The sequence below is a fragment of the Opacimonas viscosa genome, assembly GCF_024199005.1.
GTDB lineage: Bacteria > Pseudomonadota > Gammaproteobacteria > Enterobacterales > Alteromonadaceae > Opacimonas > Opacimonas viscosa.
Genome location: NZ_JANATA010000014.1, coordinates 68617 through 86266 on the forward strand (window position 1 = coordinate 68617; position 17650 = coordinate 86266).

11 protein-coding genes and 1 pseudogene are annotated in these 17650 nt (G+C 41.3%); 7 read left to right on the forward strand and 5 right to left on the reverse strand.

Annotation, left to right across the window (positions count from 1 at the left end; genetic code table 11):
* Positions 1-3: 3 nt before the first annotated feature.
* Positions 4-240, reverse strand: coding sequence for a 50S ribosomal protein L28 (rpmB, locus tag NLF92_RS08875; protein WP_254100965.1), 237 nt, complete (start codon positions 238-240; stop codon positions 4-6).
* 258 nt (positions 241-498) lie between these two features.
* Positions 499-1128, reverse strand: a complete 630-nt coding sequence (gene radC / locus NLF92_RS08880) for a RadC family protein (RefSeq protein WP_254100967.1) — start codon at positions 1126-1128, stop codon at positions 499-501.
* A 116-nt stretch (positions 1129-1244) separates the two neighbouring features.
* Between radC and coaBC the strand changes: the two genes are divergently transcribed.
* Positions 1245-2483: a bifunctional phosphopantothenoylcysteine decarboxylase/phosphopantothenate--cysteine ligase CoaBC gene (coaBC, locus tag NLF92_RS08885; protein WP_254100968.1), complete on the forward strand. Its 1239-nt coding sequence runs from the start codon at positions 1245-1247 to the stop codon at positions 2481-2483.
* A gap of 13 nt (positions 2484-2496) precedes the next feature.
* Entirely contained in the window at positions 2497-3087 is a 591-nt protein-coding gene (gene slmA, locus NLF92_RS08890) for a nucleoid occlusion factor SlmA (protein ID WP_254100970.1), read from the forward strand.
* 112 nt (positions 3088-3199) lie between these two features.
* Here slmA and NLF92_RS08895 read toward each other — a convergent pair whose 3' ends face one another.
* Complete coding sequence (locus NLF92_RS08895) at positions 3200-4879, reverse strand: M28 family metallopeptidase (RefSeq protein ID WP_254100972.1); 1680 nt, start codon at positions 4877-4879, stop codon at positions 3200-3202.
* Positions 4880-5077: 198 nt separating this feature from the next.
* Between NLF92_RS08895 and NLF92_RS08900 the strand changes: the two are divergent.
* From NLF92_RS08900 to NLF92_RS08920, 5 genes and pseudogenes are all read left to right on the forward strand, one after another.
* A pseudogene (locus tag NLF92_RS08900) lies at positions 5078-6895 on the forward strand (DUF885 domain-containing protein); the annotation flags it as partial.
* Between the two features lie 33 nt (positions 6896-6928).
* Positions 6929-7774, forward strand: coding sequence for an alpha/beta hydrolase (locus NLF92_RS08905; RefSeq protein WP_284700404.1), 846 nt, complete (start codon positions 6929-6931; stop codon positions 7772-7774).
* A 322-nt stretch (positions 7775-8096) separates the two neighbouring features.
* Complete coding sequence (locus tag NLF92_RS08910) at positions 8097-11003, forward strand: TonB-dependent receptor (RefSeq protein WP_254100974.1); 2907 nt, start codon at positions 8097-8099, stop codon at positions 11001-11003.
* Between the two features lie 147 nt (positions 11004-11150).
* The gene (locus NLF92_RS08915; protein WP_254100976.1) at positions 11151-12641 is read left to right on the forward strand and encodes a tryptophan halogenase family protein; all 1491 of its coding nucleotides are present in this window, start codon (positions 11151-11153) and stop codon (positions 12639-12641) included.
* 2 nt (positions 12642-12643) lie between these two features.
* Positions 12644-14149, forward strand: a complete 1506-nt coding sequence (locus NLF92_RS08920; RefSeq protein ID WP_254100978.1) for a tryptophan halogenase family protein — start codon at positions 12644-12646, stop codon at positions 14147-14149.
* Between the two features lie 164 nt (positions 14150-14313).
* Here the strand turns inward: NLF92_RS08920 and NLF92_RS08925 are convergent, their stop codons facing one another.
* Both NLF92_RS08925 and NLF92_RS08930 read right to left on the reverse strand, forming a co-directional pair.
* Complete coding sequence (locus tag NLF92_RS08925) at positions 14314-15471, reverse strand: UDP-N-acetylglucosamine 2-epimerase (protein WP_254100980.1); 1158 nt, start codon at positions 15469-15471, stop codon at positions 14314-14316.
* A gap of 9 nt (positions 15472-15480) precedes the next feature.
* The gene (locus NLF92_RS08930; protein WP_254100982.1) at positions 15481-17046 is read right to left on the reverse strand and encodes a sodium/sugar symporter; all 1566 of its coding nucleotides are present in this window, start codon (positions 17044-17046) and stop codon (positions 15481-15483) included.
* Positions 17047-17650 lie beyond the last annotated feature (604 nt).

The following is a 17650-nucleotide window of genomic DNA, read 5'->3' on the forward strand; positions in this document are numbered from 1 at the left end:
TCCTTAGATTTTTTCGCCACGAGCACGGATTTCAGCTAAAACTGTATCAATGCCTTTCTTATCGATAATACGCATACCCTTTGGAGTAAGACGTAATTTAACGAAACGGTTTTCAGACTCAACCCAAAAACGGTGAGTGTGTAAATTTGGTAAAAAACGACGACGAGTCGCGTTACGAGCGTGTGAACGGTTGTTACCAACTGCTGGACGCTTGCCTGTTACTTGACATACTTTAGCCATAGTACTTGTCTCCAAAACAACTTTAATTACTTTCGTAAACGTGGATAAACAAATCTACACACTTACGAATAAGAGGGCGCATTTTATACAGGATTTAAATGTATAAAGCAAATTATTTCGCCTAAAAAGATTAAAAAATATCTCCACCTAGGCCTTTGAACGTCATGATTATATCATGCTTTATACAAGTATCTTCCTGTTTTCACTACTTATTAGTCTTAGATGTATCACTTTATGAGTATCTGAGCCCCAAATCGCCTAAATTAAACCTCTCTGAGCAAATGATACCGTCTGACCGACACCAATCACAAAGTGATCTAGGACTCTAACATCAATCAATGCCAAAGCATCTTTGACCCTTTGCGTAATCATTTTATCGCACTCACTGGGTTCAGCATGGCCTGAAGGATGATTATGCGCCAAGATCACATTCGCAGCGTTATAAATCATGACATGCCGAACAATCTCTCTGGGAAATACGGGTGCTGAACTGATAGTCCCTCTAAACAACTCTTTGAAAGCCAGAAATTCATTTTGCGCATTTAATAAAATTACCGCAAAACATTCGCTTTGATGATGTTGCAAGTGTGTAGCCAAAAACTTCGCGGTGGTTTCAGAGCAATCCAACGTCTGTCTTTGAATGGCTTGTTGTAATGTTCTTTTGTGCAATTCAAGCATCGATTGCAACATAAAATAACGACTTGGACCCAGACCATGAATTTCACAAAACGCCTCTTTCGGGGCATTAAATACGGCATATATTGAACCAAACTTGGCCAATAACTCGGCCGCTAAGTCTTCTGCTAATGATTCTGACAGACGATGCCGAATAACCTGAGCAAGTAATTTTTTATCTGATAAATTTTCGACACCAAGAGTTCGAGACATGTGGTTTTTCCTGCAATAAAATGTTGGCAAACGCTAACTTTTGATCTGATAATAGCGACCATTGATTAACCCATAGCGAAGAATATTTCGCTCACAGGTAAGTGAAGCAAAAGCTCATGAGTTTACAAAACCAGAATGTGTTACTAGGTGTTACTGGTGGCATTGCCGCATACAAAACACCAGATCTTGTACGCAAATTAACAGCACAGGGCGCGAACGTAAGAGTTGTTCTTTCCGCCAGTGCCCAAGCATTTGTTTCCGAGCTTTCACTGCAAGCAGTTAGCGGTAATCCCGTCTCTTGCCATTTGTTAGATCCGGCAGCAGAAGCTGGCATGGGACATATCGAATTTGCGCGTTGGGCTGATCTGATTTTAGTCGCACCTGCCACGGCGCACTGTATGGCAAAACTAGCCCACGGTATGGCTGATGATTTGCTCACGACATTAGTTTTGGCCAGTCCTGCTCCATTATTTATTGCTCCAGCGATGAACCAACAAATGTGGGCAGCCCCGGCAACCCAAGCCAATTTAGGACTGTTACAAGCACGCGATATCGGCATTTTGGGTCCTGCGGCAGGTGAGCAAGCGTGTGGTGATATTGGTTATGGCCGAATGTTAGAAACCCATGAAATTGCGGAGGCACTAGTCGCACTTCACCAACCGACCAAGAGTGCTCGATCTGCAGTAGATGAAAAAACGCTCCCTCTTGCAGGACAGCAGGTGTTGATAACTGCGGGACCAACTCGAGAAGCTATCGACCCAGTGCGCTATATATCTAACCATTCCTCTGGCAAAATGGGTTATGCCCTAGCCATTCAAGCTCAAAATCTGGGTGCCCAAGTCACTTTAGTGTCTGGGCCAGTCGCCCTCCCTGAACCGTTACACGTGAACACCATCCAAGTGTCCAGTGCATTAGAAATGCACCAAGCCGTATTTGCACACGTCGCGGCTGCAGATATATTCATTGCATGTGCGGCAGTAGCTGACTATCGTCTGGCGGATATCCAAACACAAAAAATCAAAAAATCCGCTGACGAAATGACACTATCCTTGATCAAAAATCCCGATATTTTAGCCGACGTCGCAGCGCTACCAGATGGGCCATTTACTGTTGGTTTTGCTGCTGAAACTCAAGATCTTGAGTATTACGCAAAAGACAAATTACAACGCAAAGGGTTAAATATGATTGCAGCTAACGATGTATCCAACCAAGATATAGGTTTCAATCAAGCTGATAATGCCCTAACCGTTTTTAGTGCTGACGCCAAAATTGCTTTACCAAAACAAGATAAACTTGCATTAGCGGAGCAACTACTTAAAATAGTTGCAAAGAATGTAAGCGCCAACTCACTATAGGACACCCGATAATATGCCTGCTGCAAAAAAGCCGAACAGACGTGCACAAATCTTACAAGCACTCGCAAGTATGTTAGAAACGAATAATGGACAACGTATTACTACTGCCAAATTAGCGGCTCAAGTAGGCGTTTCCGAAGCCGCTTTATATCGCCACTTTCCCAGTAAAGCGAGAATGTTTGAAGGGCTTATTGATTTTATTGAAGACACTCTATTCTCCCGGATCAACAAAATCGTTGCTGAAGAAAAAGATACTGCTAACCGCTGCCAAATGATCCTGCATCTAGTACTGGGCTTTGCCGAAAAAAACCCAGGTATTGCGCGTATTATGCACGGTGACGCTCTAACTGGTGAACAAGACAGACTGCGCGGCCGTTTAGCAAAGATTTTTGAACGTTTAGAAACCCAATTAAAACAAATTTTGCGGGAAAGAAAAGTGCGTGATGGAAAAACGTTTGCTATCGACGAAGCCGTTTTAGCGAATCTTTTGGTCAGTTATGCGGATGGTCGTATCAATGGTTATATTCGCAGTGAATTTCAACGTAAACCGACGGAGATGTTCCCGGAGATGTGGACCAGTATCAAAGCACAATACTTTATCTAAGTCCAAGAAGACTTTCCCTTCCGGGCTTCACTTTTAGGTCAAGTTAGCACTGTCATTGTTCTCTCAAAACAGTGCTAACACAACCTTATACCTGATATATCCAGCTAAACTCTTATTCCTCTGTCTTGGCTAGATTATATGATTTACCAAATGTTTGGCCAAAGAAGCTTTGCGCATTCCACATAGGACGTGCATCGGCATTTGCCACTTCATACCCGATATTAAAATTAACATGAGCAAAGTTAAATGCAGCTGTCCAATTAAATGGTTGGTTCATATCATCGGTCGGTGAATGATAATGTGTTTTCAGGAAATTCATTAAAATATTCTCAGAATCCACGTTTTTATCATGAGTTTTGATCCCCGGCATAAGGAACACAGAAGGGATACCTTGTTTGACAAAACTATAATGATCAGAACGCGTAAATAAATTCATATGCGGCCAAGGATCTGGCGTGAGTGTAATACCCAACTCTTCAATGGCATCTGCGACATAACCTTGCATTGAGCTATGTTCTGCGCCAAATGCAATGACATCAGAAAAATCAAAGGTCAACAATGGCATATCCAAATTGACATTTGCGACCATAGCTTGCGCCGGTACTGTTGGGTACTTTGCAAAATAATCAGAACCTAATAAACCCTTTTCTTCAGCTGTCACCGCAACAAACAGCACCGAACGTTTGGGTTTGACGGGTAAAGCCGCAAACATGCGAGCAGTCTCTAACAGGGTAGCCGTTCCCGTTGCGTTATCCATCGCACCGTTATTAATCCGATCTTTTTCCACAGATTGGCGCACCCCTAGATGGTCATGGTGTGCAGAAAATACCACATATTCGTTTTTCAATACCGGATCAGAACCTTCGACCATACCAACCACATTTGGGCTAGTAATATCAACATGCGTAGATGATTTGGTCAGCGTTGCTTTGGCAGACATGGCAAAGCCTTTAGGTGCCTGTTTAGCCGCAATCTGAGCATAGATGTCATCTAAACTAACTGGCGCATTAGCAAATAATTTTTGAGCGCTGTGTAAGGGTAAATATGCAGTACCTCTAATTTGCTTTGACGAACGCGATGTCTCGCCGGCTGGGTTGACCCAATCCATGCGCTCTTGATGTAAACTGTTTAATGAACGTGCATATGGACGACGTTCTTCGTACTCTGGTGTAGTGACAGTAATCATCCCGACCGCGCCACGGCTCACAGCATTTTTACGAATTTCTGTACTGGACCCCAAGTGCTGGCCGACCTCGTTAGGTAAAGAAGCATGGCGGCCAGGTACCCGTACGATAATTTTCCCATTAACATCCAGTCCAGCATAATCATCAATACCAAAGTCAGGTGCAACCATGCCATGACCAACAAATACCAGCTCTGCACTTACCGCTGAGTCTTTTTCAAACATACTCTGACTGGTAATAAAGTCTTTAGGGTAAGTAAACTCAATAGTTTTATCACCTTGCTCAAGGGTAAATGTAGGTGACTCTTGGACGAGGTTCGCCTTGCGAAATGTGATACGTTGCTCATAGGTGCCGTTTTCACCGGCAGGTTGCACACCATATTTCATGAATTCTGCAGCAATGTATTGAGAAGCAGCTTCTAACCCTGGCGTACCAGGTGCTCGACCTTCTAAAGCATCTGATGCTAAAAATTGCATATGCGCTTTGATGAAGTTTGTATTTACCGTTGGTTTAGCAAAATCCGTTGTACTTACCGGGGGCGTGCTCTGGCAAGCACCAAGTAAAACTGTACTGGCACAGGCAAGAGCACCGAAAAGGGTTTTGTTCATGATATGCGTCCTATTATTATGATTATCACAGCCAAATTACGGTGTATTTGAACGAATAAACTCCCATTGTTCAAGTGTTAATTTGTTACCAAATCCTTCCTTTAGCTAGCCTAGTATGTACATTATTCATTGTTTAATGCTATGTTATTGCGCAAAAAACAATAAGGGATACCCTGCTCTATGTTGCAACGATTATCGATGCTTTCCACCTCCGTTATGGTCGCCAGTCTATTATCAACGTTAACCATTATGGGTTGTGCTAGCATACCTAATTCCATAACTGACAATAACCGAGCAGCCGCACAAGGTACACCCACACTAGTCGCCCCAAACCAAGCTACAGAACAAGTAAATACAGATTTTTCAGCACTGTTAGACGCTATTTGGGCTTATGAAAATGGTCAGAATACCAAAAACACAACACCCGCAGCGTCACTGCCAAATATATCACCTGCTTACAAAGCCCAGCGAGCAGCTCAGTTCAACGCGTATCTGGCTCAAGTCAAGGCGTTCCCTGATGCAGCACTTTCTATCCAAGAGCAGATTTCGAAAACCATGCAAATTTATCGTTTGCAAAATTACGTTGATGAATACCGGTTCCAAGAATATTTAGTACCGATTACGTCTGAATATGGTTTTCATAGCAGTATGTTGAATTTGGCTTATCGTTTTGACTTTAGCCAACTTTCTGAATACGAACGTTATATTGATACGATGCGTTTGATTCCACAGCACTTTGCTCAGCAAATCGATTATATGCGCCAAGGTATCGCAATAGGGAAAGTCCAACCTAAAGTAGTGATGCAAGGTTTTGAGGAATCTGTGGCGGCGATTATCCAAACAAACCCCGAAGATAGTCAGTTCTTTCAGCCCTTCAAAAATTTAAAAAATACATTGCCAAATGCCGAAACCAAAGCCTTAGAGGGGCTAATAAACGCTGCTAAAACAGTGATATTAGAGGATGTAAATCAGGCTTATCAAACGTTTTATGATTTTTTAGTCAACGTTTATATTCCTCAAGCAAAAACGGATATTGCTGCAAAAACATGGCCTGACGGAACCGCTTTCTATAATAATAGAATCAAGCATTACACGACTTTAGACATGAGTGCCCAAGAGATCCACAATATTGGCCTGCAAGAGGTCTCTAGGATCCGTGCCGATATGCAAAAAGTACTTGATACCTTGGGCTACCCAGGGTCAATCAATGACTTTATCAACTTTTTACGCACCGACGCGCAGTTTTATGCTGACTCACCAGAAGCCTTACTAAAACACGCGATGTATTTATCCAAACGCATGGATGCGTTATTACCCAAATTATTCAAGCAATTACCACGTACTCCTTATGGCGTTGCCCCTGTGCCAGATAGTATCGCCCCCAAATACACCACCGGCCGTTACATTTCTCCCCGTAATGACACTGAGCCTGGGTATTATTGGGTAAACACTTATGCCTTAGACAAACGGCCACTCTACGCACTTCCAGCACTAACGCTTCACGAAGCAGTACCAGGGCATCATTTACAAATTTCACTTGCCAAAGAAATGCAAGACCTACCCAAGGTCCGCCAAAATACTTATATTTCAGCATTTGGCGAAGGTTGGGGCTTGTACTCAGAATATCTTGGTAAAGAGGTTGGCTTTTATGAAACGCCATACGACGAATTTGGTGCGTTGAGTTATGAAATGTGGCGGGCATGTCGCCTAGTGGTAGATACCGGTATGCATATGTTTGGCTGGACACGGCAACAAGCTGTGGACTTCATGCTAGAAAATACTGCGCTGAGTGAGCACAATGTCAATACCGAAATAGATCGCTACATCTCATGGCCAGGCCAAGCTTTATCTTACAAACTTGGTGAGATTAAAATTAAAGAGTTACGGCAAAAGGCAGAAACGGAATTGGGTGAAGATTTTGATGTACGAGAATTTCATCATGCAATTCTAGAATACGGCTCCGTACCATTAGCCGTTTTAGAAAAGAATATTGAACGCTTCATTCAGCAAAAAAAAACCGCGTTGAACCTACCGAATGCTAGCGCAGGGATGTTGCGTACTTTACGTGACTTCCGATCTGATTTTGTGGCAGATCGCAATGTGCACATATGGTTGCCCGAGCAATATCATTCTATGGCAAGCCAAGGGCAAGAGTTTGCTGTTGTTTACATGCACGATGGGCAAATGTTATTTGATGATGCAACCACTTGGAACAAAAAAGAATGGGGCGTAGATGAAATAAGCCAAAAATTGATCACCAATAAAGACGTTCGGCCTTTTATCGTTGTAGGAATTGATAATGGTGGTGACGCATTACGCTACCCTGAATATATGCCACAAACACCTTATAAATCACTCACTGAGGAACAGCAGCAACACATAACTGACGCAATGTCTTTGCAAGCTCCAATCCAATCTGATGCATATTTACAGTTCATCGTGAATGAATTAAAGCCGTATATTGACCAAAACTTCTCCACTAGCCAGCTCAAAGAGGATACGTTCATCGCTGGTGCCAGTATGGGTGGGCTGATTTCGTGGTATGCCGTTGCTAAATATCCTGATATTTTCGGTGGATGTCTATGTATGTCCACGCACTTTATTGGTGGTCCAGATGTTAATGACGATACTATTTTCAAAGCATTCAAAGATTATATGGCCAACAACTTACCTGTAAACGGTAGCCATTTTTTGTATTTCGACTACGGCGATCAAACATTAGACCAATACTACCCACCCTTCCACCAAAAATTATCTGATTTCTTTCAGCACAAACAAGCGGATCCCAAAACGGTCATTATCCATTTTTCCCCTGGTGATGCACATGATGAAATCGCTTGGCAAAAACGCTTACCCCAAGCGCTAAAACTAGCACTAAATACGAAATTGCAATAACGTCTTACAACAAATATTTAACATGTGCGCGAAAACGTATTTTTTTGTACGAAATAGATTGCAAACCTTAGTAATTTCCACCGTTTTAGCTTAATCCTTACAGTTCAAGGCTATATAGGGCCTTCATCTAAGAAAAATACTTAGATTACTATGGTCATTATGAACATTCAGTACATGAATGTATCTAGAAGTTAATAGAATGCTAACTTAATTGATTAAGAAAATTTCTCAAATGGTTGATTTTTACATCTCTTTAACGTATTTTGTAAAACGCTGTAAAAAGCTCACACCATATATGTGATTACAATGGGGACATACTTATATGAAAACTAATAAAATATTTAAGCCAGCAATACTCTCTTTAGCAGTATCTGCGGCAATGTGTTCAGGTCATGCCTTGGCACAAGAAACTTCAGCAAAAGCAGCTGACGACGTAGAAGTAATTGCGGTCACGGGTATCCGTGGTTCATTAATCCGTGCACAGGCTATCAAGCAAGATGCAACATCTATTGTTGATGCGATCTCTGCTGAAGACATTGGTAAATTACCTGATTCTTCAATCGCTGAATCATTAGCACGTCTTCCGGGTCTAGCCGGTGAGCGTGTTAACGGCCGTACCTCAGGTATCTCAGTTCGTGGTTTTAAAGAAGATTTCGTAGGTACATCATTAAACGGTCGTGAAATTATCGGTATCGGTGATAACCGTGGTATCGAATATGACTTATACCCTTCAGAGATCATGACGGGAGCTACGATTCATAAATCGGCAAGCGGTACATTACTCACCCAAGGTATCGGTGGTACAGTTGATTTACAAACGGTTCGTCCACTAAATGCCAAAGAAACATTAACTGTAACTGGTATTTACGAAGCAAGCCAAGCTCCTGCTGACAACCCTGATTTCGATGACACAGGTCACCGTTACTCTTTATCTTTCGTAGAAAAATTCGCAGATGACACAATTGGTCTTGCTGTAGCAATCGCTTCTACGGAATCACCAAACAACCAGCGTAAATATGGTGTTTGGGGCTACTCAGACAATGATGGACAAATTACTCCATCAGGTCTTGATTTAAACGCGCAATCTACTTCGTTAGAGCGTGATACTGTTTCTGCTGTATTACAATTCCAACCAAATGATCGCTTAGACGTTGTTGTTGATTACTTGAACATCGACTTTAAAGACTCTGGTGTATTACGTGGTTTCATCGAACCGTTCTCCAACGGAACTGTAACTGGCTCAGGTGTCAATACTTCTGGTACTCAAGTTAACGTAAACCCAGTACTCCGTACTGACCCACTAAACAAAGACGGTGACTTGAATGCATTCGGCGTAAACGTTGATTACGCAATTAACGATGACTGGTCTGTTGAAGTAGACTATGCATACTCTGAAGCAAGTAAATTCGAACAACGTGCTGAATCTTATGCTGGTCTAGGTCGTTCTGGTTCATTAACCGATGCTGACTTAGGTACACGTAACTTTGAAATGTCTTCTGAAGGTGTTTTCTTTACAGGTACTTCTGGTTTAGACGCATTTGCTGATCCTACACAATTACAACTAACTGGCCCACAAGTATGGGGTGGTGGTTTAGCTAACTTAGCAGACCAATTTGAATCTTCTGTTCTACGTGTTGATGGTAACCCATTTAACTACGAAAATGCTCAGGATGGTTTCAACAACTTCTTTACAATCGACGAAGAACTTACTCAATTCAAACTTGAATTAGAAGGTAACTTAAACGGTGATGTTTTCCAAACTATCACATTAGGTTTACAGTATTCTGATCGCTACAAAGACAAAGTTAACAGTGGTTACTTTGCTACTGCAATCGACTACCCATCATCAGTTTCAGTAGCTGACGCTAATGTTCCTGTATATGGTTTAACTAACCTAACTTGGGCTGGCTTAGGCTATGTCGTTGCTTATGACGGTAATGCACCTTATGACAACGGTTACTATGTCCAAAACAATGGTGGTTTCCTAGAGCCAGACCGTTTTGGTGATTCTTATGTAGTCGAAGAAGAAGTAACGACGCTTTATTTACAAGCCGATTTCGAAACTGAATTAGGTGGTTTTGAAGTATTTGGTAATGTTGGTGGACAATATGTCCAAACTAGTCAAACATCTTCTGGTACCTTAGGTGTTGTTGGTGCAAACTTCCGTGTTTGTGATGACGACTCTAATGCTGTTATAGATGCAGATTGTGCGATTACAGATGGTGCTGATTACAACCACTTCTTACCATCATTAAACATCAGTGCAGAAATAGCAGACAACACATTTGTGCGTTTTGCTGCGTCTAAGACGATTTCTCGTGCACGTATGGATCAAATGAAAGCGTCAGGTTTCGTTAAATTTGACCAGAACGAACAGTTCATTACATTACCTGAAGACCCAACAGTATCAAATGGTACGCCTTGGTCTAAATTTGCTGGTAACGCACGTTTGAATCCATTAGAAGCGAATAACTTCGATCTATCTTTCGAAAAATACTTCGATGACGAAGGTTATGTTTCTTTATCTTTATTCCGTAAAGACTTAGTAAACTGGACTAGAACAGCTCGTGAAATCATTGATTTCACAAATGACCCTTACAATGGTGGTGCTGACTACTTCGTACCAGGTTTCCATGACCGTACATTGACTACAGAAGTTGTTAACTCAACAACTGGTGATATATTCGCAGCTGGTACCTATGTAAGACCACCAAGCTTTGGTTTCACTGAGTTCTTTGAAGATGGCCTTAAAGGTTCTGTAAATGGTGCTGAATTAACAGCGAACATTCCTTTAAGCATGTTCAATGAGTCTCTTGAAGGTTTTGGTTTTGTTGGTTCCTTGACTACCATCGATGCAGAGTTAGATGATGGTTCGTCTATCCCTGGTCAATCTGATGATATCAAGTCTATCATTGCATACTATGAAAATGCGGGCTTTGAAGCGCGTATTGCGATGACTGATCGTGGTGAGTATACGACCTATGAACGTGGTGGTTCGAACAAGATCTCTGAAGCATCTCGTGATGGTACTCAAGTTGTGGATGCGCAAATCTCTTATGATTTCGCAGAATCAGACGTTGATTACTTAAAAGGTCTACGTGTTTCTTTACAAGGCACAAATATCTTAGATGATGCAGACCAAGTATCTCGTGATGGCAACGGTGTTGTTACTTCACGTCGTGAGTTTGGTGCAGTATACATGTTGAACGTAAACTACTCGTTCTACTAAGCACTAAATAAAAATTATAGACCTCTATTGCCATGACGGCTCTAGGGGTCTTTTTTTGCAGTCTGCTTTGCATTTGATTGCCAATACGTTACAGTCAAATGCACAGCAGTTTGTTTCCAAAATAAAATAAAACCTAAGGACTTTGCTATGCAAAAACCGATTAAAAAAGTGGTTATCGCAGGTGGTGGTACCGCTGGCTGGATGGCAGCGACTTTACTGAAAAAAGTGTTAGGTGAAATGATTGCTGTAGAGCTGGTTGAATCAGAAGATATCGGTATCGTTGGTGTCGGTGAAGCGACGATACCTCCTATTCAAATTTTTAATAAGTTTATCGGTTTAGACGAAAAAGAGTTTTTACGAGAAACCAATGGGACTATCAAGTTAGCCATCCAATTTGAAAATTGGCGAGTCAAAGGGGAAAGCTATTTACACACCTTTGGTGCACCAGGTACCAATATGGGATTTTGTAATTTTCAACACTATTGGCTACGCGCTTATCGCGAAGGCATGAAAACATCTCTATGGGATTACGATTTGAATTATCTGTGCTGTAAAGAAGGTAAATTCAACATTATTAATACCCAAAATCCCATGTATGACATGCCGTATGCCTATCACTTTGATTCAGCGTTATACGGCAAATACTTACGCAAATTATCAGAGGCTGCCGGTGTTGTTCGTACCGAAGGGATTATTGATAAAATTAAAGTCGATGAAACAACAGGTTATATTACAGAACTGAAACTCAAATCCGGTAAGCAAATCGAAGGAGATTTATTTATCGATTGTACTGGGATCCGTAAGCTGCTTATTGGACAAACCTTAAATGTTGAATATGAAGATTGGTCCCACTGGTTGGCGGCCAACAGTGCCATTGCAGTACCGACTGAAAGACATGCACAAACAGCACCATATACACGTTCCATTGCCCATGATATTGGCTGGCAATGGCGTATCCCGTTAACTCACCGAAATGGTAACGGCATCGTTTACTCAACAGATTACATGTCAGATGATGAAGCATTAGAACGACTCATGGGCAATCTCGATACCAAACCATTAGCTGACCCTAGACAAATTAAATTCCAAACCGGCCGTACCACTAAACAATGGCATAAGAATGTCATTGCTGTTGGACTAGCTAGCGGTTTCTTAGAGCCTTTAGAATCGACCAGTATTCATTTAATTCAATCTGCAGTGGTCAGGCTATTAAAGATTTTTCCACATGAAGGTATTACCGAATCAGCGGTTAATACGTTTAACGCTGAAAGTAAGACAGAATACGAGACCATTCGGGACTTCATTATCTTGCATTATTTTGTCAATGAAAGAGATGACTCCCAGTTTTGGCAAGATATGCGTAACTTGCCAATACCACAGCGACTACAAGATAAAATAGATGTATTTAGAGATGTAGGCGGTTTGTTCGACGAACAACATGATATTTTTCGAGATGCATCATGGCTACAGGTTATGCTAGGCCAAGGTATAGAGCCAAAAGATTTCCATCCTGCCGCAAATGTCCCATCAGGTGATGAGTTACGTGCTATGCTGAATAAGGTACAAATAGCAAAACAACAACCATTGGCCAAACTGATGCCTCATGATGAGTTTTTACAACGGTATACAGGAGTTTAAGCATGTCACAAACACCACATAGAATTGTCATCCTGGGTGGCGGTACTGCTGGTTGGATGACAGCGAATCTGTTTGCACACCGTTGGCAAAACCGCAATATCGAAATCGTTTTAGTAGAAGCTCCGGACATTGGGATTATTGGTGTCGGTGAGGGCTCAACTCCTACACTGCGTCGCTTTTTTAGCGATTTAGGCATTGCAGAACATGAGTGGATGCCTTTTTGTAATGCCACCTATAAAGTTAATATCAAGTTTAACGACTGGAGTCCTGAATCCGGTGTAGCGTCTTACTCACATCCCTTTATTTCCCAATTAGACGCATTTAGTGAACGCGCATTTTATACCAATTCAATGACACGTCGTCTCGGACTCAATGTCGAAACGTCACCAGATAAATTCCTATTTAATGGATGGCTATCGCATAATAATTTAGCCCCTATTACACCACCCAATTTTCCCTTTAAAATTGAGTATGGCTACCATTTTGATTCAGGACTACTGGGACAGTTCTTGTGTGACAGGGCGAAACAACACGGGGTAGTGCATATACAAGCAAACGTAGAACACGCATTGCTTGGTAGCCAAGGGGAAATTTCTCATTTGGTTTGTAGTGACCATGAGAATATTCATGCTGACTTCTTTGTTGATTGTAGTGGGTTTGAATCGTTGCTTTTGCAAAAGACATTAGATGTAGAATTTGAGTCGTTTAAGTCTAATTTATTTAATGATTCTGCAGTAGTATTTCCAACCGAAGCTTTAGCTGAACCGCCTGTATTTACCGAAGCTACCGCGTTGAGTTGCGGCTGGGCGTGGCGTATACCGTTAACGCATCGAACCGGTAATGGATATGTGTTCGCCTCAGATTTTATGGAGCCAGAAGAAGCTGAAAAAGAATTTAGGCATCATTTAGGGATCAAAGATGATGTGGCTGCTCGGCATCTCAAAATGCGCGTTGGCCAAGTCAAAGAGCACTGGTCTAAGAACTGTTTGGGTCTTGGGTTAGCTTCTGGGTTTATAGAGCCATTAGAAGCAACTGCGTTGCACTTAGTACAAACGACTGTTGAAATATTTATGGATGAATATGAAAACGGAAATTTTGGGACTCAGCAACAAGGTATCTTTAACGAAATGATTACTGAACGCTTTGAACGTGTGCGTGATTATATCGTTGCGCATTATAAATTGAATACGCGCACAGATACCGATTATTGGCGAGAAAATCGTGAGAACAATCATCTATCTGAATCACTCTTACAAATCTTAGATGTATGGTTTAGAAAAGGAGATATTAATCAAGAAATACACCGCCAGCAGTTAGCGACACATTTCGGTTCCACATCTTGGCATTGCTTATTAGCTGGTTACGGCGCATTCCCTGAATTAGCTAAAAAACAACCAGGGAGAGGTGACTTGTATTATGAAAAGGAACTACCACAATTATTTACTGGCTGTATTATGAACTTCCAGACCCATATGGAAGCCTTACAAAAAATGCGTGAAATTCAATAAGTAGCAGAACTCTTATAGTTACAGAGACGTTAATAGTTTCGTGAAGTCTAATGAATAGTTAAATCAGATAACTTAGTAAAAGCCGATAACGGCTAAAGATCCAGAAACTAAAAAGAATATAATTAAAGAACTGAATAGTAAATATTGGTTCTTAGTAGCATTCTTTACCAGAACTTCCAATATCCTAAAGTTTTGCGTAACTTTAGATTCCGGACGTGATTAGCGGGCTTTTTGTTTGGTGCCTGTAAACCGTTTTGCAATTTTTCCTCTACGACATCTAAAATACGCTCAGAGGATTTCCCATCTTTATATGGGTGATATTCTAGGGCAAACTCATTTATTAGCTCAGATTGCTCAGCAGACCCTTGAATAACCTTATCTAAAGTACTTTCTAGTTGTTCCGGTTTAGTAATGTCGAATAAGTACTTATCAGGTACTGAGTTTTTAAACGTCACAACCGGCTTGCCTAGTAAAATAGTTTCGGCAATCGCTGATGATGTATCCGAGAGCACTACATCACTTTCTTGAATCAAATTCATCAAGTCAACATTCCCATGTACAGTGACATTCTCATGGTTTTCTGCCAGAACTTGATAGGCTTGAATAACCGCTGGGTCCTGTTTCGGGTGGAACTTGATATGCCACTGCCATGTCTGTTTTGCCGCTAGCGAGAAAATTGTTTCTCGTAGTGTAACGGCACTACTAAAACTCGGAGAAAATGTTGGAGCATAAAGAATGCTAGGTGATTTATCTGCATTATTTGTTTCCACTGGTCTCATGTCAGCGGGAGACTCACAAGCAGCTGATTTGTCACTTGCTATGACATGAGCTGCTTCTTGCTCACTAGAGGTTTTATCTATTGGCGCGACATTTATATTAGTGGACAGTGGAAAAATATTGTCCATTTTCGGCCAACCCGTTTGCTCAACATCAAAATAATCACCGTTTTCTTTTGCCAGCTCTGCGAACTTACGGGTGAATAGAGGTCCTTGGGTGCAATACAAATCAAAAGAACCACGGATCCTAAAATGTCCTTTTTTCTTCCACTCAAAGCCATGAAAAACTTGCACTTTTAAACCTGGGATAAAATCAGGTACAACATTACCTGTAACAAATACAGCATGAGGCGCAAATGCTTTTACCAGATCAACATTGCTTGTATGCTCTTCATAGGGTGTAAATTTCGTTGTATCAACGGCATTTCCAATAACAAACCACAACACCTTACCTCCCTGTCCCAAAATGGCTCTTTGTAAGGGGCGCAGGATCTCAAAAGTATAATTTTGTTGGATTTGTAGGATATAACGACGATTTGAATACATGAGTTAGATTTACCACCACGTTGCATATAATGCGATTAGAATAAGGATGACACCTAAAGCCGCAAAATTAAAGGTGCTTTTAGTAGCAAAACTGACATCTACTAAATCTACGCTTTGATTACTATGCTGCGCATCTGGCTTTAGTTTTGAAATAATAAAGCAAATAGCGATACAAAGTACAAATACCAAACCTACTCTATCGATAAAAGGAAGTTCTACCCAGTATAATTTTGCTAACAGAGAAAATACTGCAGACCCCAAAGCTGCGCCGAGCGCACCAGCAGAGCTGGTTTGTGACCAAAACATTCCCATCAGAAAAATCACCACAATCCCTGGAGTAAAGAACCCTGTAAACTCCTGAATATATTGGAAGGCCTGATCAAAATTCCCTAACAAGGGCTGCGCAACTAGCAACGCAATACTCAAGGCCACCAACGTCGTTAACCGACCTACTTTGACATAATGGGTTTGCGAACGTCCTGGTTTAATCTTACTGTATAAGTCCATAGTAAATATGGTAGAGATACTGTTTGTCATAGAAGCCAAAGAGGACACAATAGCTGCTATCAGAGCGGCAAAAACCAAACCTTTAATACCTGTAGGCATGAGTGACATCATCGAAGGATAGGCCTGATCAGGATTATCAAGAGTAGGGAATAAAATGAGTGCAGTGATGCCAGGTAATACCACAATGATTGGCATTAGTAACTTTATGTAAGCGGCAAATGCTATGCCTTTTTGAGCCTCTGCTAAATCTTTTGCAGCAAGTGCGCGTTGGATAATATATTGATTAAAACCCCAGTAACTAATATTCATGATCCACATTCCACCGATTAACACAGAGAGCCCGGGTAAACTCATATAATGCTCATTGTCTGAGGAAAGAATCATATCAAACTTATCAGGTAGCTCAGTAGTCAATATAGTGAAACCAGCTAAAATACCCTGCCCATCTCCGACAGCATTCAGCCCGAGGTAACTTAGAAACAAACCACCTAGAATTAATAGTACGACTTGAATAATATCTGTAAAGGCAACTACTTTTAATCCGCCGTATAACGAATATGCAACTGAAAAGAGTGCTAGGAAAATCATACCTGTTAGCCAATCAACACCTGCCACTGTTTGGATAGCTAAACCACCTAACCACAGCACTGCTGTTAAATTGACAAAAACATAGACACCTAGCCAAAAGATCGCGAGCGTCGTTTTCACATTGCTATTGAAACGCTGCTCGAGGTATTGCGGCATAGTGATTATGTTATTCTGCAAAAAAATAGGCAAAAGATACTTACCAACAATGATAAGCGTTATAGCTGCCATCCATTCGTATGAGGCAATCGCAAGCCCAATAGCATATCCTGAGCCTGACATACCAATGATTTGTTCAGCAGAAATATTGGCTGCAATTAGAGACGCACCGATAGCCCACCAGGGTAATGATTTGCTTGCTAAAAAATAATCTTCAGTGTTTTTATGATGGGACTTATCTTCTTTTGAAATCCAGGTAGCTAACCCAATTAAACCAAGCACATATATAACGAAAACAAATATGTCTAAAGTGGATAAAAGCATGAGAGAAACTTATTGTTATTGTTGTTGCTATCCAGATTAGTGATTAAATAATCATGAGTCAACTATTAGTGCTGAGTCTCATTACCATCAAAAGGAGTATTTAATAACTTGCCTAGAACTTGTTCTTCACCAGCTGAAAATAAGGACTTAAAGTTATCGGGTTGCACAGAGTTTCTGCGTTTAAATCACTGGACTGAATGAAGTGTCATAAGATAGTTTGAGTGTATTCGTCATATAGTAAACTTGGCCTGTATCACGCCATAAAGATTAACAAGAAAACAATCATCAATAGTAGTCATACCCTATTAGATGGCGTCATCCCTCCCTGCTCACTAAGGATCCTGCGGATCCAAATCGTTCACAGCGACCGATGTCACCATTGGTGGGGGTTTGTTTTCATATCATGGTCACGATACATAAGATAACGCGCTGGAGTGTTAGGCCTGTAGTGAGTATGCCTGCATAGGGTGGGTTATCCATACCCTAGGGCTACCTCGTCTTGGCCGAATGATTTGCATCCGCAGGATGCTAAATGAGGCCAAGATGAGGGTGTCCGTCCGGTAATCACCACTACCCGAGCTTGATTACCCAAGGTAATAACGCA